Origin of the sequence: Haemophilus parainfluenzae, assembly GCF_036288925.1 — a bacterium.
Lineage (GTDB): Bacteria > Pseudomonadota > Gammaproteobacteria > Enterobacterales > Pasteurellaceae > Haemophilus_D.
Map to the genome: position 1 here is coordinate 459435 of NZ_CP127167.1, position 22321 is coordinate 481755.

29 protein-coding genes and 4 pseudogenes are annotated in these 22321 nt (G+C 45.0%); 10 read left to right on the forward strand and 23 right to left on the reverse strand.

The window, feature by feature from the left end:
- Window positions 1–248 precede the first annotated feature (248 nt).
- Window positions 249–512 carry a hypothetical protein gene (locus QQS40_RS02330; protein ID WP_049357491.1) on the forward strand — a complete coding sequence of 88 codons (264 nt, stop codon included), beginning with the start codon at window positions 249–251 and terminating at the stop codon, window positions 510–512.
- A 39-nt stretch (window positions 513–551) separates the two neighbouring features.
- Here the strand turns inward: QQS40_RS02330 and QQS40_RS02335 are convergent, their stop codons facing one another.
- The 13 genes and pseudogenes from QQS40_RS02335 to QQS40_RS02395 form a co-directional block, all read right to left on the reverse strand.
- On the reverse strand, window positions 552–1397 hold the full coding sequence (locus QQS40_RS02335; protein WP_329505902.1) for a DNA adenine methylase: 846 nt from the start codon (window positions 1395–1397) through the stop codon (window positions 552–554).
- A gap of 56 nt (window positions 1398–1453) precedes the next feature.
- On the reverse strand, window positions 1454–1573 hold the full coding sequence (locus QQS40_RS02340) for a Com family DNA-binding transcriptional regulator (RefSeq protein WP_128787198.1): 120 nt from the start codon (window positions 1571–1573) through the stop codon (window positions 1454–1456).
- Window positions 1574–1748: 175 nt separating this feature from the next.
- Window positions 1749–2237: an enoyl-CoA hydratase gene (locus tag QQS40_RS02345; RefSeq protein WP_329505904.1), complete on the reverse strand. Its 489-nt coding sequence runs from the start codon at window positions 2235–2237 to the stop codon at window positions 1749–1751.
- Window positions 2230–2985, reverse strand: a complete 756-nt coding sequence (locus QQS40_RS02350; protein WP_329505906.1) for a hypothetical protein — start codon at window positions 2983–2985, stop codon at window positions 2230–2232. Before QQS40_RS02350 ends, QQS40_RS02345 begins: the two co-directional genes overlap by 8 nt.
- Window positions 2986–2995: 10 nt before the next feature.
- The gene (locus QQS40_RS02355) at window positions 2996–3904 is read right to left on the reverse strand and encodes a phage tail protein (RefSeq protein WP_329505908.1); all 909 of its coding nucleotides are present in this window, start codon (window positions 3902–3904) and stop codon (window positions 2996–2998) included.
- A gap of 8 nt (window positions 3905–3912) precedes the next feature.
- Window positions 3913–4491 carry a phage tail protein gene (locus QQS40_RS02360; protein WP_329505910.1) on the reverse strand — a complete coding sequence of 193 codons (579 nt, stop codon included), beginning with the start codon at window positions 4489–4491 and terminating at the stop codon, window positions 3913–3915.
- The gene (locus QQS40_RS02365) at window positions 4484–5584 is read right to left on the reverse strand and encodes a baseplate assembly protein (protein ID WP_329505912.1); all 1101 of its coding nucleotides are present in this window, start codon (window positions 5582–5584) and stop codon (window positions 4484–4486) included. Before QQS40_RS02365 ends, QQS40_RS02360 begins: the two co-directional genes overlap by 8 nt.
- An 8-nt stretch (window positions 5585–5592) precedes the next feature.
- The gene (locus QQS40_RS02370) at window positions 5593–5955 is read right to left on the reverse strand and encodes a GPW/gp25 family protein (RefSeq protein ID WP_329505914.1); all 363 of its coding nucleotides are present in this window, start codon (window positions 5953–5955) and stop codon (window positions 5593–5595) included.
- Window positions 5956–6014: 59 nt separating this feature from the next.
- A complete protein-coding gene (locus QQS40_RS02375; RefSeq protein ID WP_329505916.1) occupies window positions 6015–6563 on the reverse strand; it encodes a phage baseplate assembly protein V in 549 nt (182 codons plus the stop codon).
- Window positions 6550–7611 (reverse strand): annotated as a pseudogene (locus tag QQS40_RS02380) (phage late control D family protein). The gene QQS40_RS02375 and the pseudogene QQS40_RS02380 overlap by 14 nt, the downstream one beginning before the upstream one ends.
- The gene (locus tag QQS40_RS02385; protein ID WP_329505918.1) at window positions 7604–7834 is read right to left on the reverse strand and encodes a tail protein X; all 231 of its coding nucleotides are present in this window, start codon (window positions 7832–7834) and stop codon (window positions 7604–7606) included. The pseudogene QQS40_RS02380 and the gene QQS40_RS02385 overlap by 8 nt, the downstream one beginning before the upstream one ends.
- Window positions 7815–8750: a phage tail protein gene (locus tag QQS40_RS02390; protein WP_329505920.1), complete on the reverse strand. Its 936-nt coding sequence runs from the start codon at window positions 8748–8750 to the stop codon at window positions 7815–7817. The genes QQS40_RS02385 and QQS40_RS02390 overlap by 20 nt, the downstream gene beginning before the upstream one ends.
- 12 nt (window positions 8751–8762) lie before the next feature.
- Window positions 8763–11627 carry a phage tail tape measure protein gene (locus tag QQS40_RS02395; protein ID WP_329505922.1) on the reverse strand — a complete coding sequence of 955 codons (2865 nt, stop codon included), beginning with the start codon at window positions 11625–11627 and terminating at the stop codon, window positions 8763–8765.
- 45 nt (window positions 11628–11672) lie between these two features.
- Here QQS40_RS02395 and QQS40_RS02400 point away from each other — a divergent pair, with 45 nt between their 5' ends.
- Window positions 11673–11987, forward strand: a complete 315-nt coding sequence (locus QQS40_RS02400; RefSeq protein WP_329505924.1) for a hypothetical protein — start codon at window positions 11673–11675, stop codon at window positions 11985–11987.
- Here the strand turns inward: QQS40_RS02400 and QQS40_RS02405 are convergent.
- The 10 genes and pseudogenes from QQS40_RS02405 to QQS40_RS02450 all read right to left on the reverse strand — a co-directional run.
- Window positions 11972–12118: a GpE family phage tail protein gene (locus QQS40_RS02405; protein ID WP_005661658.1), complete on the reverse strand. Its 147-nt coding sequence runs from the start codon at window positions 12116–12118 to the stop codon at window positions 11972–11974. The two genes, QQS40_RS02400 and QQS40_RS02405, sit on opposite strands and share 16 nt — an antisense overlap.
- A complete protein-coding gene (locus tag QQS40_RS02410; protein ID WP_329505928.1) occupies window positions 12102–12386 on the reverse strand; it encodes a phage tail assembly protein in 285 nt (94 codons plus the stop codon). The genes QQS40_RS02405 and QQS40_RS02410 overlap by 17 nt, the downstream gene beginning before the upstream one ends.
- 89 nt (window positions 12387–12475) lie before the next feature.
- Window positions 12476–12994: pseudogene (locus QQS40_RS02415) on the reverse strand (phage major tail tube protein).
- 12 nt (window positions 12995–13006) lie between these two features.
- Window positions 13007–14392, reverse strand: a complete 1386-nt coding sequence (locus tag QQS40_RS02420; RefSeq protein ID WP_329505930.1) for a phage tail sheath family protein — start codon at window positions 14390–14392, stop codon at window positions 13007–13009.
- A gap of 10 nt (window positions 14393–14402) precedes the next feature.
- A complete protein-coding gene (locus QQS40_RS02425) occupies window positions 14403–14870 on the reverse strand; it encodes a Gp37 family protein (RefSeq protein ID WP_329505932.1) in 468 nt (155 codons plus the stop codon).
- Between the two features lie 10 nt (window positions 14871–14880).
- Window positions 14881–15315 carry a gp436 family protein gene (locus QQS40_RS02430; protein WP_329505934.1) on the reverse strand — a complete coding sequence of 145 codons (435 nt, stop codon included), beginning with the start codon at window positions 15313–15315 and terminating at the stop codon, window positions 14881–14883.
- On the reverse strand, window positions 15315–15575 hold the full coding sequence (locus QQS40_RS02435; protein ID WP_329505936.1) for a DUF7210 family protein: 261 nt from the start codon (window positions 15573–15575) through the stop codon (window positions 15315–15317). The genes QQS40_RS02430 and QQS40_RS02435 overlap by 1 nt, the downstream gene beginning before the upstream one ends.
- A gap of 74 nt (window positions 15576–15649) precedes the next feature.
- Complete coding sequence (locus QQS40_RS02440) at window positions 15650–16576, reverse strand: major capsid protein (protein ID WP_329505938.1); 927 nt, start codon at window positions 16574–16576, stop codon at window positions 15650–15652.
- Window positions 16577–16587: 11 nt separating this feature from the next.
- A complete protein-coding gene (locus QQS40_RS02445) occupies window positions 16588–17700 on the reverse strand; it encodes a peptidase (protein WP_329505940.1) in 1113 nt (370 codons plus the stop codon).
- A 235-nt stretch (window positions 17701–17935) separates the two neighbouring features.
- A pseudogene (locus tag QQS40_RS02450) lies at window positions 17936–18067 on the reverse strand (phage virion morphogenesis family protein); the annotation flags it as partial.
- A gap of 1 nt (window position 18068) precedes the next feature.
- Here QQS40_RS02450 and QQS40_RS02455 point away from each other — a divergent pair.
- The 8 genes and pseudogenes from QQS40_RS02455 to QQS40_RS02490 all read left to right on the forward strand — a co-directional run.
- A pseudogene (locus QQS40_RS02455) lies at window positions 18069–19313 on the forward strand (TnsB C-terminal domain-containing protein); the annotation flags it as partial.
- A 60-nt stretch (window positions 19314–19373) separates the two neighbouring features.
- Window positions 19374–20546 carry an AAA family ATPase gene (locus QQS40_RS02460; protein WP_329505942.1) on the forward strand — a complete coding sequence of 391 codons (1173 nt, stop codon included), beginning with the start codon at window positions 19374–19376 and terminating at the stop codon, window positions 20544–20546.
- 8 nt (window positions 20547–20554) lie between these two features.
- A complete protein-coding gene (locus QQS40_RS02465; protein WP_329505944.1) occupies window positions 20555–20758 on the forward strand; it encodes a hypothetical protein in 204 nt (67 codons plus the stop codon).
- The gene (locus QQS40_RS02470; RefSeq protein WP_329505947.1) at window positions 20751–20975 is read left to right on the forward strand and encodes a hypothetical protein; all 225 of its coding nucleotides are present in this window, start codon (window positions 20751–20753) and stop codon (window positions 20973–20975) included. Before QQS40_RS02465 ends, QQS40_RS02470 begins: the two co-directional genes overlap by 8 nt.
- Before the next feature lies 1 nt (window position 20976).
- A complete protein-coding gene (locus QQS40_RS02475; RefSeq protein WP_329505949.1) occupies window positions 20977–21498 on the forward strand; it encodes a host-nuclease inhibitor Gam family protein in 522 nt (173 codons plus the stop codon).
- Window positions 21498–21719 (forward strand): ANR family transcriptional regulator, encoded by a 222-nt coding sequence (locus QQS40_RS02480; RefSeq protein WP_329505951.1) that lies wholly within the window; start codon window positions 21498–21500, stop codon window positions 21717–21719. Before QQS40_RS02475 ends, QQS40_RS02480 begins: the two co-directional genes overlap by 1 nt.
- Complete coding sequence (locus tag QQS40_RS02485; RefSeq protein ID WP_329505953.1) at window positions 21716–21874, forward strand: hypothetical protein; 159 nt, start codon at window positions 21716–21718, stop codon at window positions 21872–21874. The genes QQS40_RS02480 and QQS40_RS02485 overlap by 4 nt, the downstream gene beginning before the upstream one ends.
- On the forward strand, window positions 21871–22278 hold the full coding sequence (locus QQS40_RS02490) for a hypothetical protein (RefSeq protein ID WP_329505955.1): 408 nt from the start codon (window positions 21871–21873) through the stop codon (window positions 22276–22278). Before QQS40_RS02485 ends, QQS40_RS02490 begins: the two co-directional genes overlap by 4 nt.
- Window positions 22279–22321 lie beyond the last annotated feature (43 nt).

Consider the following 22321-nt stretch of genomic DNA (forward strand, 5'->3'; position numbering starts at 1 on the left):
TTCTCCTGATGACAGGATAAGCAAAGTAAACCCGCGCAACATAACCGCCCCTAAAAAAGCAAGATAATTTCTATTTCTTGCTTTTTTCATTTAGTGAAATGGCGTTACATATCTGCACTTATTTAGCCGTCCACACCTCCCCAGCCTAATTCGACCGCAGCCAGTCGTTTTGCCGCAATGATGACTTGCTATGCCTGCCGAAGAGAGTAATCCTGTTACCAACTTAAACAAATACAGGAAACCGCAAAATGACAAATTTTAAAATGAGAACCGAGCAGGAAATGATGATGGAATTAGCTCTTGTTGCGGTGAAAGAACACGACGGTTTTATTGCGGACGGTTCGCAATATTCACTACCTAACGGACGGGGGCAAACCTTTGTGTATAACACGGCGTTTTTAGATGTGCGGTTTGTGGAAGACGGGCATAAAGATTGTGTAGTCAGATTTACGTCCACACTTGCCCCTTTCGCCCCACCGTTTTATTGTTTGCTTTCCGAATTAGAAGACTAATGCAAAAGGCTTCGTGATCACGCGAAGCCTTTTTTACTACTAGAATTTATAGACTAAATTATCTTCATACGCCACTTGGTAGTTCAGTTTTGCATTCACCGTAATTCGTTTGGCGTTTTCAAACGCCTGCCAATTATCCACCTTGTCTTCCAACATATAATTCACAAATCGAATAAACTCCGACTTCGTCGAGCTAAAAAACACATACGGCGGACGAGTGATATTGACCAGTCGCAAGAAGTCAATCAAGTCAAAATAGGTGGCTTGTTTGTAACTTTCTTGTTTGGTGCAAAGGTAAGGCGGATCTAACACAAATAGGGCTTTCGGGTCGTTGGCATACTTTGGCAGCAAGGTATGAAATGACTCGCGTACAACTTCTACGCCGTCCAAATAACCGTCCGCACTTGGATAATCGCTCAAGCGCACACAATGCCAGAAATCTTTGTGGTAGAGTTCTTCAAGCGAACCGACTTGCTGACCGCTAAACAATAACCAGCTCGCCAAGCAGTTTAAGTCTTTATAGCCCTGAAATTCATCAATGATTTTAATGATTTCTGCCTTCAATACCTTTGGTAACCGCTTATTTTTTTGCGTAGCGTTACCGATTTTTGCAAAGATTTGTGCGCGTAGGGCGTTTGTGTCGTCTATATGCACCAATCTTTCCGCATAGCCATCAAAATCATTGTAAATCACTCGGGCTTTCGGTTTTAACCGTTTGGCGGTATGGCTGAGCAAGCCTGAACCACCAAAGGTATCAAGAATTGTCCAGCCCTCACCGTCATCGGGAATGTTCTCATTTAAAATCTGCTCAAATTGTTTGAGAAACATTCGTTTTTGTCCGATAAATGGCAGCGGGGCTTGTTTAAAGGCGTTTTGATTTGCCATAGTTTTTCCTTTCTATGGCGTTCCTATGCTCAAGGCATTCCGACACTCAAATCAAATTAACAGGTAGTATTGACGGTTTTGCAACGTGGGCATTTGATTTCTAAATAACCAACTGTCCCCACTTTCGCCAATAATTTGTTACAAAATGTACAACGGATTGCTTTAATTGACTGCATATATTTCTCCTAATTAAAAGATTTGTTACAATCCGCCCGCCTTGCGCAAGGTAGGCGGCGTATGGCTATATGCAGGCTGGTTCTGCGTAGCTGGTAACAACGAGCATTCCCAGTGCCGTTGTTATCGCCGTCTTTTCTTCATTGAATTAAACGTTGTGCAGGGTAAACCCTCCTTTTAAATTCTTCCTTTGTTAAACATTGCTGCCAACTGATTCGGACTAAACCGCCAGCCTTCTTCATTCCCATAGATCGCATTAAAGCACCACTCACTACAAAAATACTTTGAGCGTTTTTGTTTGATGCCAAGCACGATGCCTAATGCTCCCCACCAGTCATATTTTTTGCCCGAAGTGCGGTCAAAATAGGCTTTGATTTGTGCTTCGGTTACACCGTCTAGCGAAATTAAATCCCATTTGGTGTTATCGGACACATCAATCTGCTTGCAACGCACACCACCGTCTTGTACCGATGATGAGTAGCAGTCATATACTGTCTCATGCTCATAATGATGTCCGTTGCCAAACTCAATACGCTCAATAGCAATCTCGCAGTGAGAATATTGGCCTTTGGTAAAAAATCGAGTAATGCGGTCGGCTATCGCTTTGATTGGCTCTTTACGCCAGTCTCGCTTGTGTTTGTACATCGCCAAATAAACCTTAGCCATTTTGATATGCCTCCATCAAGTTATCCATTTGCTTGATAATGTCGTCATAAGTTGCCTGTATTTGCTCAAGCGTTAAACCCGGTGCTTTGAGCTCATACTTACGCATGCGCTGGTTAGCTAGCTCAACTTGTAGCTTTTCGAGCCCAGCTGCTTGCATTAAAATGAGATTTGTCGCAGTCTTGTTATCCAACCCAGCACGTTGAGCGAAGTCCGTGATATAACGGCTGCACTCACCTTCATAACTTGCAGATTTAAAAGCTTCTGCAGCTGTTTGGCGCTCACGATACTCGGACTCAAAACGCGTCCACATGCTGTAAATTGAGGCAGCGTGCTCATCGATGTTGGCGATAAGGTGAGTTTGCGTTTTTATAAAATTATCAGCAATTTTTTCTTCATCTTTTACCCATTCTGTGCCATTCCACTTGCAAGGTGTGGTAAGTGGTGCAAGTGCGGTTAAATTATCAGGCAATTCACCCAGTGCAGTATGTTCTACTTTTTCGCCTGTTTCCTTGCTGTAATAGGTGCCACGATGGTCGGCTTGATATTGCCAATTGTTTTCTGCTCGCATAATGACAAAGCCTTGTTTCGGTTGTGGCGGGGCATCTAAATAACTGCCTGCGGAAAGGCTTCCGCCTTCGCTCACATATTCAGCCGTGGTGTGGCTGTAAATACCTTGGTTGTCAGTGCAATATACGGTGATTTCGCCACTAGTTTCGGCAAAGCCGTCTTGATTAAATGTTACGGTCATGTTGTCCTCCTTATGCGGCTAGGCAGATGTAGTGATAGGCGATGTTGCGGGGGCGATTTTCATTCGCTGTTGGCACAACGCGACTTGCGTCAAAGCCAATGTTCATTTCTTTATATACGTAAGAATCGCCAGTATTTATTGAATTTAGATTTGTGCTACGATCTGCCAATGTTGGTCGCCAATCAGTTTCACTGCCTGAAAACGCTCCTCTATTTGCTGTAGTTTTAGATTTCAAAATATTATCTGAACCACCTGTAATATTCCGAATTGCATCCCCCTGTGCCGACAACAATGTCCGCCGCACGTCTACCCCACGCCCATTATCCCAGCCACGGATAAATTCACCGCGCATGTCTGGTAGTTGCCCTGATGGGTATTTCAAAGCCAATTTAGGATAATGCGTCTTATCAAACCGCTGTCCGTTCATGGCTAAGCAACCTGTTGGGACGGTAGAGAGCGGATAAGGAATAGGGATACCAATAAATAAATCATGTAAGGCATTAAAATCAGTGGCGTTGGCTTTCTTCCCAATTTCAGCAAGCAACGTCGCTTTTAAGTTTGCATCACCTGCTAACGCACGAGCCAGTTCTTCCAGCGTGTCCAATGCCGCTGGCGCAGAACCCACCAATGCGGCGATTGCGGTTTTCACAAATGCTGTGGTTGCAATTTGAGCGTTGTTCGTGCTAGCTGCTGCGGTTGGTGCAGTCGGCACTCCGATGAATGCAGGGCTGGTTTTGGTGGCGTAGCCGGTACGTTCGCGATTGATGTTATCTACTTGGCCTTTTAAATATTTGGTTCGATTGGCGAGTTGTTTGATGGATTTGTTGGCAATGCCTTCTTCACCACCTAATACTGGGTCAGAAGTTTCAATGCGATAAATACCGTCTTCCCAATTGCTTATTTCAGTTAGATTTGCCATAAATTTTCCTATGCTGTCCCAAAGTTAAATTGTCCATCGTAGCGTTGTTTGCCATTGTAGCGTAACGCCACTTGCTGATAGTCAAGGCTTGCCAACACACAACGCGCAGGCGCGAACACCCGCAAGGTTTTTCGCAACAAATCCGCTTGGTCTTGAGTAACGGGTTGTTTGAGTAACACTACGTAATGTGCCCATTTACGGGTGTCGTGATAAGTAAAAATGCCGTTGTACTGAATGTTGCCTTGATAGTTCTGGTTATATAATCCCTCAATAATCTCCACTTCACCAAACCCAAGCTGACGGATAATCTCCCGCATTGCCCAAGGCGTACCTTTGTAACGGTGCAGTTCGACCGCTCGTTTAATCAGCTTACGTTTGGCATCTTCACTTTCTGCAAGCAACCAGCCGTCATAACCTGTCACACTCCATTTTTCGGCAAGTAGCTCTAGAAACTCGGTCGGAACTAAATCTACAAAACTGGTCATAATTTGCGATTTATCCAGCCGATTTAACCGCTTGCCAAGGTTAGCAAGTGCGGTCAGTTTTGGCGATATTTCAATAATTGACGGATATTGCAACTTAGCCATCTTTGCGCTCCGCGTTGATGTTTATCGTGATGTTTTCGCATTCTGCCCATTGTTCAGGTGTGAGCTCGGTAAGTTGTGGGCTTACCAAATGCACGTTATACACGCCTGCGACTTTCAGCACGCTTTGAATATCAAGCGGTACGATGTCAAGCCCCAATTTTTGCGTGCGTGATGAAAGATAGGTTCGCAACGCAGTTTCAGCTTTGGCTTTCACTTCATTTTCGGCGACGGTAGCGAGCAAATCTAAGTTAGCAACCACACGATAGCTTTTGCGTTCAGGCGCAGCCACAATCACGGTGTCACACAGCGGTCGGTGTTTTTCACCACTGATGTAATGGCGAATTTTTTTCTGCAAAATCTCAGACGGCAGTCCGTGCTTGGTCAATACCGTGACTTTGACCGTGCCACCTTGAGGGGTGGAAATCGCCACATCAGAAATCACTTGCGACACGCTACGAGTGTGATATTCGTAAGCGGCAACCGAACCGCAAGTGGTGAAGGCTTCTGGCGCAAGCAAAATCCGCTTGCGGTAGTCATCATCACTTTCAGTGTCGATACCATTTGCCGATACATCAATATTGGAGGCGGTTACATCGGTTGGCAGTTCGCTTTTGAGCGTTTTTACTTGCCCGATTTGCCAGCCATTGCCACTTTCGCCTGTGGTTTGGCAAATGGCGGTAACGTCTACATATTGCTCGGTCGGGTTAATTCGCACTTCGGTTTGCGTAGCGAATAATAGGCTGTCGGTTGCACCAACTAACGTGCCTTGCGGAATCACGATTGCCGAATGACTGCCTGCAACATTAAATCGCAAGGTGACATCTGCTGCTTGGTCAGATAGACGATAACAGCCCATTGGCTCACCGCATAAATCTAAAGCAAGCCCTGTGGCAAATTGCGGAAAGGTTTGCAAAAAGGCATGGTTAATTCCTTGTCGCACTAACATTTCGCGGTAGGCGTAAGATTGAATAATAGAGCGTTCAATATGGGCAGGTTGCAATGTTTTACTTGTGCGCTGCTCGTAGTCGGCAATGGCATCCGCTAAAATTTGCTTGATGTCGTCAGACACAATTTTTACGTCTTCTTTTTTCATTGCGGTTCCTACATTACGAGTGTGGTTTGATAAATCTCCCGATACACTTCATCCACTAACGCCCAATAAATTGTCAGTTCAAAATACGGAGCCTGTCCATCAATGGCGATATGATCAACCTCGATGCGGGGTTCCCATTTTTGTAGGGCAAGCGTGATTTCACGCACCATATTGGGCAGTGCGATGTCTTCGGGGTAGTCGATGTAACGAAAGTGGTCGGAGCCAAATTCGGGGCGAAGCACATCGGTGCCTTTGAGTGTGTTGAGAATGTTGGCAATACACTGATGAATATCATCAATGCCTTGCATCGCCTGTTCATTAAGGTTAGGTGCAAGTTGCCAGTGGGTTGAGTGTATCGGATTTGTATTCATAGCCTTGATGATACAAGGCTATTTGGGCTGGGGCTTTTAAACTGATTTAAAGAAGTGGGCTATTCTGGAATGCCTGTTTTACCGCCGGAGTCACCTGTGTGTTTATGTTTGCCGAGTTCAATGCTTCCTTGAGTTACTTTCGGTGCGGAAACTTCTGTGTCTGATGTAATTTTTCCTGTGGCGTGCAATTTGCCATTGATAGTGGTGTCAGCGTTAATAGTTGCACCACCGTCTGCTGTTGCAGTGAGGTGTCCTTGGGTTTTCACAACGACATCACCGCTTTTACGATTGTGCGAAATGACCGTACCGTTACTGAATTTCTTCATCCACATATCGCCATCACTAGTTGGTGTCGGGTCTTGCGCGTTATAAATTGCACCTAGCACACAACCGCCCTCACCGCGAGTGTCAAGAAGTAGCGCGACTAATTCGCCCTCGTCTGGCAGGCAATAAAATTGATTGCCACCTGCGTTGGGCGTGAGATACGAAAGCCACGCGGTTTCCAAATCTTCAAGCGCAGGGATTCTGCATCGCACTTTGTGGCTTTTCGGGTCGATTGCCGACACAATGCCTTCTTGATAGGTCGCACCAAAATTATGGGTTTGCATTCGTCATCTCCATGCCTAAAGTCATCAAATCATCTGGGATAAATTCCAACATTCTCACCTCGATGCTGGTGGTGTAGCCCTGTTTGTTAAAGGTATGGCGTGATTGTTTGATTAAGTATTTGCCAGAAAATACGCCCAAATTTTTAAGCCAAATAGTCGAACCTGCCACCAGTTTTGGGTTGCCAATCAGGGTAATATCGCCTGCACTTTGGTCTTCGTTTTGCTCGCTTAATGCTGCATCGCCTCTAGCATCAATCTGTTCTTAGCTTTCGCCACGTGTGGTGATTTTGAGCGTATCGCCACTTGCTGCCTGTGCTTGCTTCATTTTCGGGCGAAGTGCGGTCGCTTTTTTGCTTTTTTTCAGCACTTTTTTACCGCTTGTGTCAAAGCCCTTGATTTCCACCTGTTTTGCGGTGTCTTTAATCCGATCTCGAAGTCGCAAGCTGATACATTCGCTTTCATCCAACACGACCACAGGTTCACTTTGTCCGAGTTCATCTTTATCGGTAAACACCAGCTGATTGCCGACAATTTTAAAGCTGTGATGATATTCACGAGCAAGGCGTGCTAAAAATTCCACATCACGCTCTTGATATTGGGTAATGCGTTGAATGGGAATGTGGCGAATTTTGCCCACCACTTTTAGCTTCAGGCGATTTGCCACCGCTGCCACTACCTGGGCGAGCGTGGTGTTCTCGTAGGCTTTCGGCTTGAGCGTGCGGTTAGCTTTGCTAATGCCAGTGGATAAGGCTCGCAAGGTAATGCTAGATGGGTGATAGCCGTATTCCACCTCATCAATCTCAAACGCCCCAATTTCGACTAACGGCTCGCCCTGATAGCCAATCGCTGCCTTGAGTTTATCGCCCTGTGTGGGAAACCATTGGCGAATCCACTTGCCGCTGATGTCTTCAAAGGAAACGGACAGCTCGTCCGATTGCCCTTCTAAATAGTCGGTGTAGGTCAATTCCAGCAAAGACGGTTCAATGTCTGCCGTGATATTGGTTTTCTCATAAAAAAGCGAAAAATCGGGATGTTGCACTTTAATCATTATCACCCCTTAACCACGGCGGCAGGTTTTCGTTTTGGGTCGGCTTCACATTTAGCACAGGGATAAACACGGTCGCCCCTGTCGGCAACACTTCGCAAAAGCTGATATGTGGATTGGCTCTAATGATGCGAGCATATTCCAGAGCGTCGCCATAGTAATAATAAGCAAGGTTATCCCAGCGTTCGCCTTGTTTGACAGTGTGTTTAAGGACGGTTTGGGTCATTTTCATTCTCCACGTTTTCATCTTCACGCAACACGATCCAAGCGGTCATTTTGGCCACTGAATTTGCGGAATTATCCAGCCGCTCATTGATTTCAGTTAAAGCATTATCGGCAGGCGTAAACCAGTTATTCCATTCGCTATCAGCAGACGCCCGACTGAAACTCTGTTTCATTATTTGCAAATCATCATATACCGCAGACACATCACGGCTAAATTCGCTAATGGCAGGCAGATACTGGCGAACTCCCTCGAAAGCAGATTGCATTCCGACCAGTTCGCCAAAACCACCCAAGGCGTTGTCTAAATTAGCAAGCGTACTCGGCAAATACGCCAATGCGGAAGCGGGGTTGTGTGCCAACGGGCGAACTACTGCAATGGTGTTGCGAACTTCATCCACCGCACGTTTGCCTTGGTTGTAGAGTTCCACGCCACGGCTAACCGCCGTTTTCACAGTTGAAAGTGTGTTGGTTAAGCCTTTCGGCAAAATCGAACCGAGCAAGGATTTCCCGCCCACATTCAACGCCGCACCCAGCAGGTTGTTTTGCCCATTACCGACAAACTCTCGCAAGCTGATATTCATCTCCCGAGCCAAGGCATTGCCTTTGGCATCGGTGAAAAGGGTGGTCGATGAAATATCGGTGATCACAAAATTGCCTTTGTATTTTGAACCCCACATCAAGGCAAGGGCGTCTTGCTTGGCTTTTGCCGAAAGTAGCGATTGATAACGACTTTCCACGCCGCCGATTTTGTGGTGTAGGCGAATCGCAAAGGATAAATCTGTCAGTTTCTCGCCCATAGCTTGCAATTTTGGCTTGCCTTTGAGCACCGCGTGTTCGGCAAAATCTGCCGAATGGGTTTCGTTGAAGTCGGTCAAATTGACAGGCTCAAAGACGATATTACCTAGCATAAAATACATCGTTGTTTCTCCTTAGTAGGCTCTCCGCTGACGTTGGTCTAGCACGCGATTAAGCAGGCGTTCAAATTCCACAAGGCTCATATTCAACCCTTGCTGCACCTGTTCCATTACGCCCTGATTTTGGCTACCGTTCACGTTAATGGTCGGGTTAAAATTGACCATGATGCCGTTGTGCTGATTGGTTTCGTTATTGGTAACCGCATTTCTATTTAGCGGTTGATAATCGCGAAAGATTGACGGATTTTGACCGCTTGCCTGATTAAAATCAGGCGTGCGGAAATCGGTCGATTGATTTAGCCCAAGCAGATTGCCGACAAAATTCGCTCCGAATTTCACATCGTCCCACAGTGTGCCTAAAAAGCCTTTTTTCTCGTTTAACAGCGGTTTAAAGGCGGTTTCAATGCCATTTAAAACAGGCTCGAATTTCACCGCACTTTTTGCTACCAGTGGTTCAACCGTTGGCATTTTTGGGGCTTTTATTGCAGGTGCAGCCACGTTTTTTGGAGCTGCTTTCTTGACCTTTTTCCCCATTTTATCGACCGCTTGTGTGGCTTGAAGGGCATTTTCAGCAATCCCAATGGCAAGCCCTGAGACGATATTTTCGCCATAACCTTTAAACACACGTGAAGGGGAATGGATCTTCATTTCGCCAGTAAACCAACCTTTGATAGATTGTCCTAGACTAATAACCCATTCTTTCGCTCCGTCCCACGCATTGCGAATACCATTGACTAAGCCATTGATAAGGTTAGAACCAAATTCGGTAAACTTCGCTGGCATATCAATACCAAACCACGACAACACGGTAGAAAATACTTGCTGGAATAAACCGAGTGGCGACCAATTGAGAATCGTGGCAGTAATGTTGCCGATGCCTGAATCGAAAAAACTAGTAATACCGTCCCACAGTTGTCCAAAATAATCCGAAACCCCCGACCACGCACTCGACACCCATTCAGTCGCGCCATTCCAAATACCTTGCACCCACGTACAAAAACTTTGGAAATAAGCGGTTATATTTGTCCAAAGATTTGCAAACCACGCAGAAATAGGTTCCCAGTTGTCATAGATGAGATAGGCGGCAACAGCGATGGCGGTAATGGTTAAGCCGATAGGGTTGGTAAGCAAAGCTTGCCCTAATCCAATAAAGGCTTTTTTTGCAATACCAAAAGCTGAACCAAGCAATTTTATTACTCTACCTGTTTTGGTAACTGTACCCGTTAAGCTTTCAAGTTCTTTTGCTGCTTTAATTGCCTTAAATACTTTAAATGGCATAAATGCTGCTGAAAAAATGGATGCTATGCCACTAAACGCAAATTTAAGGCTTAAACCAACCGTGCTTAATAAGGCAAATCCACCTGCAACATAAGCTCCCCATTTAATTAAAGTTTTATGTTCATTGATAAAGGGGGTAAGCGTATTTTCAATAAATCCCTGTAAATCATTTGAAAGTGATTTAATATCGCTTGCAAAAGCGGAGCCAAAAGAACCTACAGCACTATCCCAAACACCACCTAAACTTTCTAATGAAGAAGCAAGCGTACTTGTTTTTTGTTCAATGCGCTGTGTAATGCTGGCTTGCTGATCCATTTTCTTGAGGAATTTTTCTAACCCCTCAGCACCTTGTTCAATTAAAACCTTAGCAACCCTTGCACCTTCTACACCAAACAACTCTTTCGCAACAAGCCCAACACCTTCATCGCCAAATTTTTTCTTGATTTTCTCAAATTTCATCAACTCTTGAAGTGCACCATCAATGCCTTTAAAGTTGCCCGTTTTCTTATCGTAGAATTGGAAATCGACGCCTGAAGATTCCATCATATCTCTTGCCTCTGCCTTCATTCCTTTTTTGGCTTCAGCAATCATTTTCGGACCTTCATTAAAACGTTCTAACATTGCAGAAAAGTTTGTACCAAATGAAGTGCCTTCCAAGCCTTGTTGTCCATTCATTCCTTCTAAAGCAAGTAATTTTTTCGTATTTTCAAGCCCCGTCAGTCCAAGACCACGAATAGCCGTGGCGTTATAAGACATTGAACCGTACATTTGATCTTTACTTAAGCCGCCTGCAAATTTAGCTCGCTGTAACATATCAACAGCTTCAAAAAGTTCAGAATCTTTTAATCCCCTTGCTTCCATAAATTTAGCAAGAAACTCGCCTCCCTCACCTTGATCCATATTAAGCAAAACGGCAAGATTGGCAGAAGCCTCTAAGCCACCATTTTCAATCACTTCATCAGATACGCCTTGTTCGGAAAGGCTTGTTGCATTTCGTAAGAAATCGGCTTTAGAACCAGGCAATTTATTACCTAATTGCCCAGCTTTTTTATCTATTGCATCAAATCGCCCATAACTACCATCTGCTTTCATCATTGCAATTTTTAAATTATTTGATGCTTCTTCTTGAGTGATATAACTTTTAACAGCACCCCAAGCGGGCATTGCGATAGATGCAGCTGTTCCACCTGCTGTAAAAATCTTACTTTTTAATTCTTCTCTATTCTGAGCACGCATTTTTTGAGCATCAATTGCTTTTGATAAAGACTTTTGGGCTTTTTCAGAAGATTGAATGGCTCGGGTAAAATGTTGTTGCTTTTCTGCTGTGCGAGCAATTACTGCCTGCATTCGCTCATAACGTCGAGTAAGTTTGCCAATATTCTGATCGCCCGAAAGATAGGCAAGTTGCATTTTTTGATGCAGTGCGACTTGGCGTTCTTGCCATTTCGCCATTTTTGCACCCAATTTTTCGTTTTGCTGGGTTGCTTTACCCAAATTATTAGAAAGGTTTTCAATGGTTTTATTCGCCTTTCCAAAGGCAGCAGAAAAACTACCTTTTAAAGAAGCACCAATCACTAAACCAAGTACTAAATTATTTGCCATTTTTTGCTCACTATGTTAAATATACGAAAAATTCAGGAGGCATTTATGTTCGACTTATTCAAAGAAATCATAGAAGACTGGAAAGATTACGATATAGTAGAAAAAGCCTACTGGTCTGTGATAGGTTTATTGTTTTCTATCGGTTTTTTGGCGTTTTCTTGGTGGTATTGGGTAGGTATGTTTAATGCCACAGACAACTTCTTTATTGCTTTTGGTGTGGGTTTTATTCTTTATCTTGTATTAGGCACAATTATCGCGTTAGTAACTGCCCCTTTAATGACCTTGCTTTCTTTAAGTGCTGCAACAATCACAGGGGCAATTATTGGGCTGGTTAAATTTTACCGTCAAGCTCGTACATAACCCGCCTTAACCTGACGATTGGCTTGAAAAAGCCAATCGTCAAGTTCTTTTAGTGTCCAACCATCAATTTCTTCTGCTGAAAAACCAAACCACCAAACAATGTCGGCAATCGCATTATTCAGCGTCTCCATCTTCACTGCTTGCACCAAACAGAAATCGTTGAATTTGAACGTAATCTTTCCATTTGATTAAGTCCATATCTTCCAAGACTAAACCACAACATAAGGCAGCCACGATAATTTCACGGTCTTCTGCTGTTTTACCTTGTTGGCTTGCAATACGGAAATCTTTGACTAACGGATCACGCACTTTGACTTCTTCAATGACTGTGCCATCAGGTAAGTTAATCGGGCTGGATAATTTAATGGTGGTGCGAACTGCATCGACTTTTTGAGACATAAAAAACTCCTTTGTGAGTATGTTGTTTAACTTTCACAAAGGAGTTTACTTAAATGAGCTTTAAAGGTCGTTTAAACTGCTTTAAAGAATTACTGCCCAATATTCGTGCGGTATTTTTGCAATACATCTTGACCGTTTACGCGGTAAATGTTCGCAAGCACGTCCACAAAAAGGACTTCTTTACCTGCAAGGATTTGCTTGATGGAATAAATTTGGAAGGTGTCGGAATGTTCCGTCGCTTCTTTATTTTTCAAGCTTCCACCTGTGGTTTTATTAAATGCCACGTTCATAATGGTGACAAGGGCTTCTTCCGCAGCCAAGCCACGAGAATCAAACACTTGCACATTAGAACGTGCCATCAATTACACATTTTTATAAGGATTATAGGCGTTTACTCGTACTTCAGGATAAAAACTATCCCAAATCACTTCGCCTTCCATTGCATTTAACCCTGCAGGCAGTTTGATTGTGCCGTGTAGCCCCAAGCCTTTGTGTTCAATAAACTCGAACTCGATGTCAGGTAATTTAAACTCTTTGGCTTTGCCCAAAAGCGAGTTGCCGTTCATATACACATTGGCGTTCACAATCTGATGAATTGCGGTACTCATAATTTTCTCCTTCTAGCGTTGTGACACCAAGTTCACTAAGTATTTACGGGTCATTACCGATTTATTGCCAATCAATTCCGCTGGCAATTTTGGCGTGTATTCATACATCAACGGCACGTGACCTTTACTAAATTCATCCACCAAGTCGTAATCATGGTCAAGACTGACGCTATAACCCACGATAGACGGCAATGCACGCAAATAGGTGTCCACGGTTTCAGTTAGACTGTCAATCAATGCGTCATCAATCGGACGGTCGATAAATTGCAACTCGGTGCGGCGAATGCTTTCGTCAATTAAGTCGCCTGTGCGCAACGCCGTTTCAAAATTGATGATATGGGTTACTGTTGGATAGTTTGATGAGCGGTTACCCCATAAGCGGAAGCCTGTGCCAAAACTATTGAAAATTGTGGTAATACCTACTGCGTTAAGCAGGTTGGTTTCTGATTGTTCATCGTCCACACGAGCAGTCAATGGCACTTCCATTCCAATCACGCCTTGCAACTGACGGTTTGAAGTAGAGAACCAGTAGCCGTTGTCGGTATCGGTTTTCATCCGCAAGCCTGCTGCGTGCACCGCTAAACTTTCTAATGTATTACTTGAGCCAAGCGCATAGGGATAGAAATGGCGAACACGTTCAGAACTTGCGGAGGCATTCAATACACCAATCGGGCCGCGAGCTTGAATCGCTTTAGAAAGCGATGTGCCTTTTGGTAATTGCACGTAAGCTACTGCTTTGAGCTGTTCTGCAAGAGTTGAAAGTGCGGCAGCACAACTTGCGGTTTTATCAAATTCAGGGCAGATTAGAATTTTTGCATCCGCACCGTAAAGGTTGAAACCATCACGCACCAATTCCAAGCCTTTGCGTTTGCCCGTCGCTGAATCAATGCCGCCTTTGATGTCGGCTTCCGTCACTTTTTCAGGGTCGGCATAGGCATAAGTGGCTTTTAAGCCTTCGTGCATTGCTTTCAAGGTAATTTCCCCTGTTTGCAAATTCACGCTGTAATCGCTGCCTTCCGATAAGGTTTGGCTGTTTGATTGAAGCGTTAGGCTTAATAGACCCGCTTTTGCGGTTTTCGCCATTAAAGTGCTGCTATCTTGGGTAAGCACTTCATCGTTTATGTCGGTTTTGTGTTTTTTCGGATCTAACACATTGACCACATACACCTTACCTGCAGCATAGCGAGCCAATACATCAAAGGCATCAGGCAGGGTAAAGCCTTGGTTTAAAATCACACCAAATTGAGCAAAATCTTTGGTGGTTTGGCACACGGTCAATTCATTGACTGCGCCGATAGGTGCAGTCCCTACGATGCCAATAATTGCACCGTCCACCGTTTCCACCGCGACAGAACCGCCTGCCACGCGTGTTGTTTTCGTTCCGTGATGAAACGCCATAATGTTCTCCTTATGGTTCTTTGCGGCGGTAACATGCCGCGGTAAATTTTGGTAAATTTTGCGGCTGGTGTACTTCCACCTGCCACGTTTCCGTTTGAATAATCAGTTGATATTGCCAAAGCCCATCGTCTTCACCTGCAAATTCTTCACTCACTAAGCTACAAGCGGTGCAATTTGTCGGGCGAAATCCCACAATCGCCAGCCTGAGTTGGTCGAGCATTTCCAACGCCCCTGTATCATCGTGTTGGCTGCGGGCAATCACTGTGAGGGCAATCAGCACTTTGCGGCGCTGTTGGATAATGTCGGTGCTATCAAGACTTTCAAATTTGGAACCTGCATACTGCACCAGCACCGCACCATATTGGTCGGTGAGGTTGTAGCGGTCTAAGTCATCGGGAAACAACTCGATGGAAAAACGCGTGGTCTTCTGTTCGATGTGGTTTCGGATGCTTTCCAAAATAGGCAAAGTGGCACTCATAGATGCTCCCTTAATAGCCCGACAAATCCAATTTCTGCGGTGCACGGGCTTTAAATTTCAACGCAGACGGCAAACTGTCATCGCCTTCCGCGCCGATTTCCGTTAAGCCCAAATGCAGTTTGCCACTGGCAATGTGCTCCAAATCTTTTAAGGCTTGGCTGTGGGTTTCTTTTACATTGTCGGGAAAGCCTTTACCTTCAGGACGGCGTGAATACAACCAATAGCGAGCCAGTTGTAGGCAAATGTTACGCACAAGCGTTGGCACATCATTTAACGGTAGCAAATAACGTGAACGTAAATAGCCGTCCACCGTTTCGGTAGCGTATTCGCACGCCTTGTTTAATACGGCATAATCGACTTCCGTTGCTCTTGTGTTGTCATTAGAGAGTTGCACAAGCACCACTTCGCTCACTACTTCCGTTAAATCTTGTGCCTGAATGTACATTATTCTTTACCTTCGCCTTTGTTGTTTTTGTTTGCCTTTTCCGCTTCTTTGCGGGCTTTTTCTGCTTCCGCAAGACGAGCTTTTTCCGCCTCAGCTTCCGCCTGTTTGCGTTTTTCGTCTTCGGCTTCATCTAGCTTCACATAAAGCGAGATTTGGGCGTATTCTTCATCGGTTAATTCAATTTTTGCACCTTGTTCATAACGATTGCCGTTATGCAGAATGGCCATGGTGCCGATAACAACGTAAAGTTTTTTGTTCATTGGTTTCTCCTAGTGAAACGGTGTTACAAATCTTCCCTAACCCCTCTTTACTAAAGAGGGGGGATTTTTTGGGGTTATAGGCAACCTTTAATCAAATAACCAGCCGATGCACCGAGTAAGTGCGGTTTGTGAATATCGGTGGTGCGAATGACTTCAAGCTTGCCACCGTTTTCTTTGTAGGTGTCCACAAATAAGCCACCTTGACGACGGACGGTGTAGCCATAAGACGGCTCATACACTGTGCCTTTGCGTTCGGTTGAACGTGGCGCAACATAGGCAAGCACAATGGCATCAGACCAGATGTCTTTAAGTTGATTGCTTTCTTCATACACCGCTTCGCCGATTTTTACGGTATCAATGCCAATCAACTTGCCGAATACTTCAGGCGTTACAATCGCCACTTGTGAATACTTGAGTTTTTCAATGACAGCTGGGTGTTCTTTCAACGCCGCCCACACATCGCCTCCAATCACGCATACATTCGGCTTGCGACCAATCGCACGCTTCACGGCACGAATGCCCGTGTCGAACATCGCAAAGATGTCTGCTTGTTTGCTGGTGATTTTTGATGTACCGCTTAACGTGACTTTGTTGCCACTGTCGTATTTGCTTTCATCAAGCGCGAGCGTTGCCACTTCTTTTTCACGACCGAGTGCAATCACATCTTGGGTAGTGTTTAAGGCGAATTGACGGAGCGAGAAAATCGCTTCGTTTTCTTCGCGGTAGTCGATGGCGTATTCCACATCGTGCTCTTCCAACGCCACGTCGATTGCCGTGATGTCTGCAGGATCTAAACGATTTGACGTGCCGCGTAAGTTACGCACCGTACTTGGTAAGCGGAATGCAAGGCGACCGAATTTCGGAATTTTGCCCGCTTCTTTGTCGATTTCGACGGTCGGCATTAACACTTCGCCGATGAGTTCTAAATTGTGATAGCCCTGTGCCAATTTGGTTAAAACAGGATCTTGCACACGGAGTGCTGCGAGATTGTGAGCAGTCATAAATTTCCCTTCTATTGATAAATTGCGTTAAAGGCGGCGGTGTAGCTCACGCCGTGTTCTTTGGCATACGCCATAATTTTTTGGTCAGCTTCGATGCTGGCTGGGTTTGTGCCTTCGGCATATTCCACCGTGCCGTCTTGCGGAGCTGCCACTTTGTCTTTGGTGGCGACTTCACCGAAGTTCACCACTTGTGGCTGAGCATCCAAAAAGGCTTTGAGTTTGCTGTGTAGGTTTTCGCCTTCGCTAAATTCAACTACACCACCTTGCATTGTGGTGGAAGCATAGTTCAATAAATCTACCGCTTGCTGTTTAGCAATCGGGGCAAGTTTGCCTGCTTTCACTAAACCTTCAGCAAAGTCGGCATTTTCGGCTTTGGCTTGGTTGAGCGCGGTTTCAGCTTTTTCGGCTTTCAATTTTTCGTTTTCTGCCTTGAGCTGTTCAATTTCTTCAGGTGTCATTTCAAGTTCTCCTTCGGTTGATTGAGCTGGGTCTGAAGTTGGGTTATTCGGTTCATTAAAATTCGGCACAGGAAAACCTGCTTCATCTTGTTGATACCGTTTCAAATCATTGCGGATAGATTCTTCTACCACGCTATTGACTAAATAATCAGGCAATGCTTTGTCGGCTTCATCTTGTCCGTGTTTGCCAATCAGCCATTCACGCAAACGTCGCCACAAACCTGCTTCCGCCCAGTCGGAAAAATCCACTACGCCTTGTTCGTTTTCGGCAAATTCAGGGTTACGCAAGCCTTTTACGGCGGGTGGCATTGCCCCTAAGAAACCGACGTGGCGTAAGTACAAACTGCCCGGGCAAGGATTGTTTGGGCTATCGGCAAGATAGAACGAAGACGACACTTTCTTAAATCGTCCTTTTTCCACCATTTCGGCAAATTCAGGATCCACTTGGTCGAACTCGGCTTTGAGTACATCACCGTCCAACTCAAGGCGTTTTACCCAGCCATAGGCAGGTGCATTGTGTTTTGGGTGTCCAACTACCGCGGGGGATTCGTGAAAGTTTACGTCGTAGGCATTGACGGCTTGTTGCAAATCATCGATGGTAATTTCCACTTCTACGCCATTTGCATCTAGTCGTTTGCCGGCTTTGAAAATTTCAATAAAGGTCATTTTGTTCTCCTTGTTTGCACACATCATAGAAAAAATGACCGCTTGTAGCTTTTAAACTGGTTTAAGGATTGAAAAAGAGAATTTGAAATGGGAAGAAGGAGAAAAGGCGTGTTTTTGCGTGTTTACGGGTGTTTATAAACACGCCCAAGGGATTTCGAGCAATCATTTATCGAATCCAATTTAAAACGCCACAGAGGGCGTTTTATGCGTTATTTTTGAGTTTTAGACAAAGTGACTAACTTTGGTCGATTTGGCGTTGCAAAAGAGCGGTCGCTTTTCGCAAGAGTTTTTGCTCGTCTTGTTCGCTTACGCCTAACCACGGACGTTTAGGAATGGTGACTTTACCCCCACGCCCCGCCTTACCGCCGGTGGCGAAAGTCGAACCGCAACGAGTGTGGCGGTATGTGATTACCGACCACGCGAGTGGCGTGATTTATGTGGAATATGTGTATGGCGGCGAAACGGCAGAGAACATATCAGAAACCTTTATTAACGCCATTCAGAAGAAAGATAACCCTGCCGAGCCATTTTTCGGTGTGCCGAAAATTTTGATGTTCGACCGTGGTTCTGCCAATACGTCGCAAATATTCACGCACTTGCTGAACCAGTTAGACGTAAAAATTGAAGTGCCGAAAGCCCATAACGCCCGAGCCAAAGGGCAAGTGGAAAAAGGCAATGATATTGTGGAGCGCCAATTTGAAAGCGGTTTGCGGTTTATGAATGTGAGTGGCTTGGCAGAGTTAAACCAGCTTGCTCACCAGTGGATGCGGTATTTCAACGGCAAAGCCATTCATAGCCGACACGGTATGACACGTTACGGTGCGTGGCGAAAAATCCACGCCAATGATTTGTTATATCCGCCCAGCCGTGAGATTTGCCAAGAGCTGATGATTACCGCACTCACCGAGCGATTGGTGACCGATAAATTGGAAATCAGCTTTGAAAATCGCCGATATGATGTGCGTGATGTACCTGATGTGAAAATTGGCGAGAAAATCACGGTGGGCAAAAATCCGTACCGCCCTGAATGTGTGCAAGTGCAGTGCTTTGAGCAGATTTTTGCTGATGATGGCGCGATGAGTTTAAAACCTTACTGGGTGGTGTTGGAGCCGATTGAAGTGAATGAACTAGGCTTCCGTGTGGATGCGGCAATCATCGGCGAAGAATACAAATCCCACCGCAAAACGGCGTTTGAAGCAAATAAGGAACAGGCGGAGCAACTGGCTTATGGCGTAGAAACCGAAGACGAGTTGAAGCGAGCCAAGAAAGCCAACGCACCGTTATTCAACGGCGAAATCAACCCTTACAAACATATTGAAGAAAGCAAGCTGACGTGGTTCTTACCGAAAAAAGGACAAGAACACGAACTGACCACCAACGCACGCCGTGTTGAGCAAAAACCGATGTCGGCGGTGGAATTTGCCAAAAACGGCAAAGCACGCTGGGGTGAGCTGTGGAACGGTGAGTGTTATCAATGGGTGAATGGCAGATACCCACAAGGCGTGCCGCAACTTGAAGCGGAACGGCTGTTGAGCTTAGGGTTTGAGGATTTTAAAGCGGAGTTTGTGGCACCAGAGCCTAAAACCTCGCATTTGAAATTGCTTGCCGCTTAATCACCAAAATCTCCCCTACCCCTTTTTACAAAAGAGGGGGACTGATTGAAGGAGCATTTTATGCTGAAACTAAAACAGGTGCTGATTGATAAGGGCGTGAGCTTAAGGCAGTTGGCACAGATGATGAATGTGTCGCCTGCGACCATTTCCCAGTTGATAAACCATAATCAACGGGTGCGCGAGTGGGCGGCATTTGAGAAGAGTTTAATAGCGTCTTTGCAAAAGATTAGGATAAACCAACCGCTTGCAACGCTATTAGAAAAGGAAGCGACAGGGGAAAGTTTGGCGACCGAGCCTGCCGCTTCCGCCCTTAAAACCAAACGAGAAATTAAGGACGAGATTATGTTACTCGCAAAACAGGCTTTATTTCCAGCCACTAAGAAACATTTTTTATTACCGATTGACCCTTTTTCCGTCGATGTTCGCTCGGCTGATGAAGTTTTCGTCACCAGCGACATTCGTTATGTGCGGGAGTCGCTTTATCAAACCGCCAAGCACGGTGGTTTTATGGCGGTGGTGGGTGAAAGTGGTGCAGGTAAATCCACACTCAGACGGGATTTGATTGACCGCATTCGTGCCGAAAACGCTCCGATTGCGGTGATTGAGCCTTACATTATCGCGATGGAAGACAACGACATCAAGGGCAAAACGCTCAAAGCAGCCCATATTGCCGAAGCGATTATTTCCACCCTTGCCCCACTGCAAAGCGTGAAGCGTTCGCCTGAAGCACGTTTTCGCCAGTTGCATCAAGTGTTGAAAGAAAGCTGTAAATCGGGCTATTCGAACGTGCTAATCATCGAAGAAGCGCACTCCTTGCCAATTCCTACGCTTAAACACTTGAAACGCTTTTTTGAGTTGGAAGATGGCTTTAAAAAGCTGATTTCGATTGTGTTGATTGGTCAGCCTGAATTGAAGCTGAAACTGTCAGAACGCAACACCGAAGTGCGCGAAGTGGTGCAACGCTGTGAAGTGGTCGAACTCGCCCCACTCGATGCCGAGTTGGAAAACTATGTGACGTTTCGCTTGGCGAAAGTGGGCAAAAAATTGAGCGATATTTTTGAAGAAGATGCGTTTTTAGCGGTGCGACAACGCTTAACGGCGGTGGGACGAAATAAAACCACCACCAGTTTGTTGTATCCGCTGGCGGTAAACAATTTGCTGACCGCTGCGATGAACTTAGCGGAAAGTTTGGGCGTGCCGAAAGTGAATGGCGATGTGGTGATGCAGGTTTAGGGGGCTGTATGAAGAAAACGACTTTGATTTTAACCGCACTTTTGTTGGTTGGGTGTGATGACGTAATGATACAAAAGCAAACGTGGGCTTATTCCGAACTTTGTATCAGCGGTGTGATTTATCTCCGTTCCCCCAACGGCAACTTAACCCCAAAAATTAACGCGGATTTTTATCCTTATACTTGCCAAAAAGGAGTAACAAAGAATGGCTAAAATTGAAATTATTAACCGAGATAATAAAGAAGAATTTCTCAAATGTTGTTTCGTATTTGCAACTAAAACAAGAAATAACCCTATGGTCATGGCAACGGCTCTTGAGCAAGGCATTCACCATTTTGAACTCAATAGAGCAAATGGAATGGTTGAAATCAAAGCAGCTTTAAATGCTAATGTTGAAGAAATTAAAATAAATTTTAGTAAGGAATTTTAAGATGGCTAAACGCGCAACAAGAGTAAAAAGTGAAGTGCAAGAAATCGCCTTGCAAACCCAAGATGAAGTGGCGTTGGCGATTAAACAGATCGGCGATTTAGAACGCGAGCAGGTGCGATTAACCACCCAGCAAGCGGATGAGAAAGCAGCGGTTGATGAAAAATACACGGCGCAATTGACCGCGCTGAAAGAACAATTGAAGCCTTTACAAAAGGCGGTGCAGGCGTTTTGTGAAAGTCGTCGTTTAGAGCTCACTAACGGCGGCAAACAGAAGACGGCTTACTTTACCACTGGAGAAGTACAATGGCGTGCCAAACCGCCGAAGGTGGGGATTAGTTCAATGGCGAAAGTGATTGAGAATATCAAGAGCTTGGGGCTGTTTCAGTTCTTACGCGTGAAAGAAGAAGTGAACAAAGAAGCCTTGCTGGCTGACCCGAATAATGCCAAGGCGATTGCAGGTGTGAGTATTCGGGAAAATGAAGAAGAATTTGTCATCAAACCGAATGATGAGGAGGTGCGCTAATGGGGCGAAGACCGAAAATCGACCGCGATGTTCTAGAAGAAGTCTATCGCGAAGCAACGGAAACCGCAGCAGCAATTGAACGTTCGGGCAATTATGCCCGAGCTAGTGAATTGTGGGGAGAAGCAGCAAAGCAAGCGGTAACACTCAAACAACGTGAGTGGTGCAACACGCGCAAAACCTACTGTAAAACATGGCAAGGTAAACGGGAGAAAAGACAATGATTTCCACACTAGAAGCCTTAAAAATGCAACTTCGCCAAGCGATTATTCAGCTTGAGCAGGCGGAGAAATTGCTGGATAAAGAACAGATAATGCACGCCAGTATTTATGTGCAGAATGCGAAGGGGATTTTGATGAAAATGGGGGTAAGAATATGACGGCACATTATTTGACCACAGTTTCTATTGGCGTTTGTCCAACAACAGAAGAACTAAACTTTACGATAGGTGCTAAATATTCCGCTAAACTGCCAAACAAAGTTAGAACCATAATAACTGATTTGATGACAACAATACCTATTGTCGTAACAAAAGGCTGGTATCAAATTATTCGCTTAGTACCTGAAGCAGACAAAGGCTTCACAGCTGACCTTCACTTTGATTTCTTCCTTGATGAAGACAATGATTGGGCTGTAAATGGACAAGTTGAAAATAAGGACGGCATTGAGCCAGTATTAATGGGAATGGCAAAAATGATTTTTACCGATGATCCTGTTATTAAATCCTTACTGGAAGATGATGACGAGCCTGAATATATTCAGCATTTTGACCCAACTTGTTAAACCAAACCGCCTTCGGGCGGTTTTCTTGTATTAGGAGAACAGA

Excerpts from the sequence above, each read along its gene's own strand:
- QQS40_RS02330 (WP_049357491.1), top strand. The coding sequence starts at position 249 with ATGACAAATTTTAAAATGAGAACCGAGCAGGAAATGATGATGGAATTA.
- QQS40_RS02335 (WP_329505902.1), bottom strand. The coding sequence starts at position 1,397 with ATGGCAAATCAAAACGCCTTTAAACAAGCCCCGCTGCCATTTATCGGA.
- QQS40_RS02340 (WP_128787198.1), bottom strand. The coding sequence starts at position 1,573 with ATGCAGTCAATTAAAGCAATCCGTTGTACATTTTGTAACAAATTATTG.
- QQS40_RS02345 (WP_329505904.1), bottom strand. The coding sequence starts at position 2,237 with ATGGCTAAGGTTTATTTGGCGATGTACAAACACAAGCGAGACTGGCGT.
- QQS40_RS02350 (WP_329505906.1), bottom strand. The coding sequence starts at position 2,985 with ATGACCGTAACATTTAATCAAGACGGCTTTGCCGAAACTAGTGGCGAA.
- QQS40_RS02355 (WP_329505908.1), bottom strand. The coding sequence starts at position 3,904 with ATGGCAAATCTAACTGAAATAAGCAATTGGGAAGACGGTATTTATCGC.
- QQS40_RS02360 (WP_329505910.1), bottom strand. The coding sequence starts at position 4,491 with ATGGCTAAGTTGCAATATCCGTCAATTATTGAAATATCGCCAAAACTG.
- QQS40_RS02365 (WP_329505912.1), bottom strand. The coding sequence starts at position 5,584 with ATGAAAAAAGAAGACGTAAAAATTGTGTCTGACGACATCAAGCAAATT.
- QQS40_RS02370 (WP_329505914.1), bottom strand. The coding sequence starts at position 5,955 with ATGAATACAAATCCGATACACTCAACCCACTGGCAACTTGCACCTAAC.
- QQS40_RS02375 (WP_329505916.1), bottom strand. The coding sequence starts at position 6,563 with ATGCAAACCCATAATTTTGGTGCGACCTATCAAGAAGGCATTGTGTCG.
- QQS40_RS02385 (WP_329505918.1), bottom strand. The coding sequence starts at position 7,834 with ATGACCCAAACCGTCCTTAAACACACTGTCAAACAAGGCGAACGCTGG.
- QQS40_RS02390 (WP_329505920.1), bottom strand. The coding sequence starts at position 8,750 with ATGTATTTTATGCTAGGTAATATCGTCTTTGAGCCTGTCAATTTGACC.
- QQS40_RS02395 (WP_329505922.1), bottom strand. The coding sequence starts at position 11,627 with ATGGCAAATAATTTAGTACTTGGTTTAGTGATTGGTGCTTCTTTAAAA.
- QQS40_RS02400 (WP_329505924.1), top strand. The coding sequence starts at position 11,673 with ATGTTCGACTTATTCAAAGAAATCATAGAAGACTGGAAAGATTACGAT.
- QQS40_RS02405 (WP_005661658.1), bottom strand. The coding sequence starts at position 12,118 with ATGGAGACGCTGAATAATGCGATTGCCGACATTGTTTGGTGGTTTGGT.
- QQS40_RS02410 (WP_329505928.1), bottom strand. The coding sequence starts at position 12,386 with ATGTCTCAAAAAGTCGATGCAGTTCGCACCACCATTAAATTATCCAGC.
- QQS40_RS02420 (WP_329505930.1), bottom strand. The coding sequence starts at position 14,392 with ATGGCGTTTCATCACGGAACGAAAACAACACGCGTGGCAGGCGGTTCT.
- QQS40_RS02425 (WP_329505932.1), bottom strand. The coding sequence starts at position 14,870 with ATGAGTGCCACTTTGCCTATTTTGGAAAGCATCCGAAACCACATCGAA.
- QQS40_RS02430 (WP_329505934.1), bottom strand. The coding sequence starts at position 15,315 with ATGTACATTCAGGCACAAGATTTAACGGAAGTAGTGAGCGAAGTGGTG.
- QQS40_RS02435 (WP_329505936.1), bottom strand. The coding sequence starts at position 15,575 with ATGAACAAAAAACTTTACGTTGTTATCGGCACCATGGCCATTCTGCAT.
- QQS40_RS02440 (WP_329505938.1), bottom strand. The coding sequence starts at position 16,576 with ATGACTGCTCACAATCTCGCAGCACTCCGTGTGCAAGATCCTGTTTTA.
- QQS40_RS02445 (WP_329505940.1), bottom strand. The coding sequence starts at position 17,700 with ATGACCTTTATTGAAATTTTCAAAGCCGGCAAACGACTAGATGCAAAT.
- QQS40_RS02460 (WP_329505942.1), top strand. The coding sequence starts at position 19,374 with ATGCTGAAACTAAAACAGGTGCTGATTGATAAGGGCGTGAGCTTAAGG.
- QQS40_RS02465 (WP_329505944.1), top strand. The coding sequence starts at position 20,555 with ATGAAGAAAACGACTTTGATTTTAACCGCACTTTTGTTGGTTGGGTGT.
- QQS40_RS02470 (WP_329505947.1), top strand. The coding sequence starts at position 20,751 with ATGGCTAAAATTGAAATTATTAACCGAGATAATAAAGAAGAATTTCTC.
- QQS40_RS02475 (WP_329505949.1), top strand. The coding sequence starts at position 20,977 with ATGGCTAAACGCGCAACAAGAGTAAAAAGTGAAGTGCAAGAAATCGCC.
- QQS40_RS02480 (WP_329505951.1), top strand. The coding sequence starts at position 21,498 with ATGGGGCGAAGACCGAAAATCGACCGCGATGTTCTAGAAGAAGTCTAT.
- QQS40_RS02485 (WP_329505953.1), top strand. The coding sequence starts at position 21,716 with ATGATTTCCACACTAGAAGCCTTAAAAATGCAACTTCGCCAAGCGATT.
- QQS40_RS02490 (WP_329505955.1), top strand. The coding sequence starts at position 21,871 with ATGACGGCACATTATTTGACCACAGTTTCTATTGGCGTTTGTCCAACA.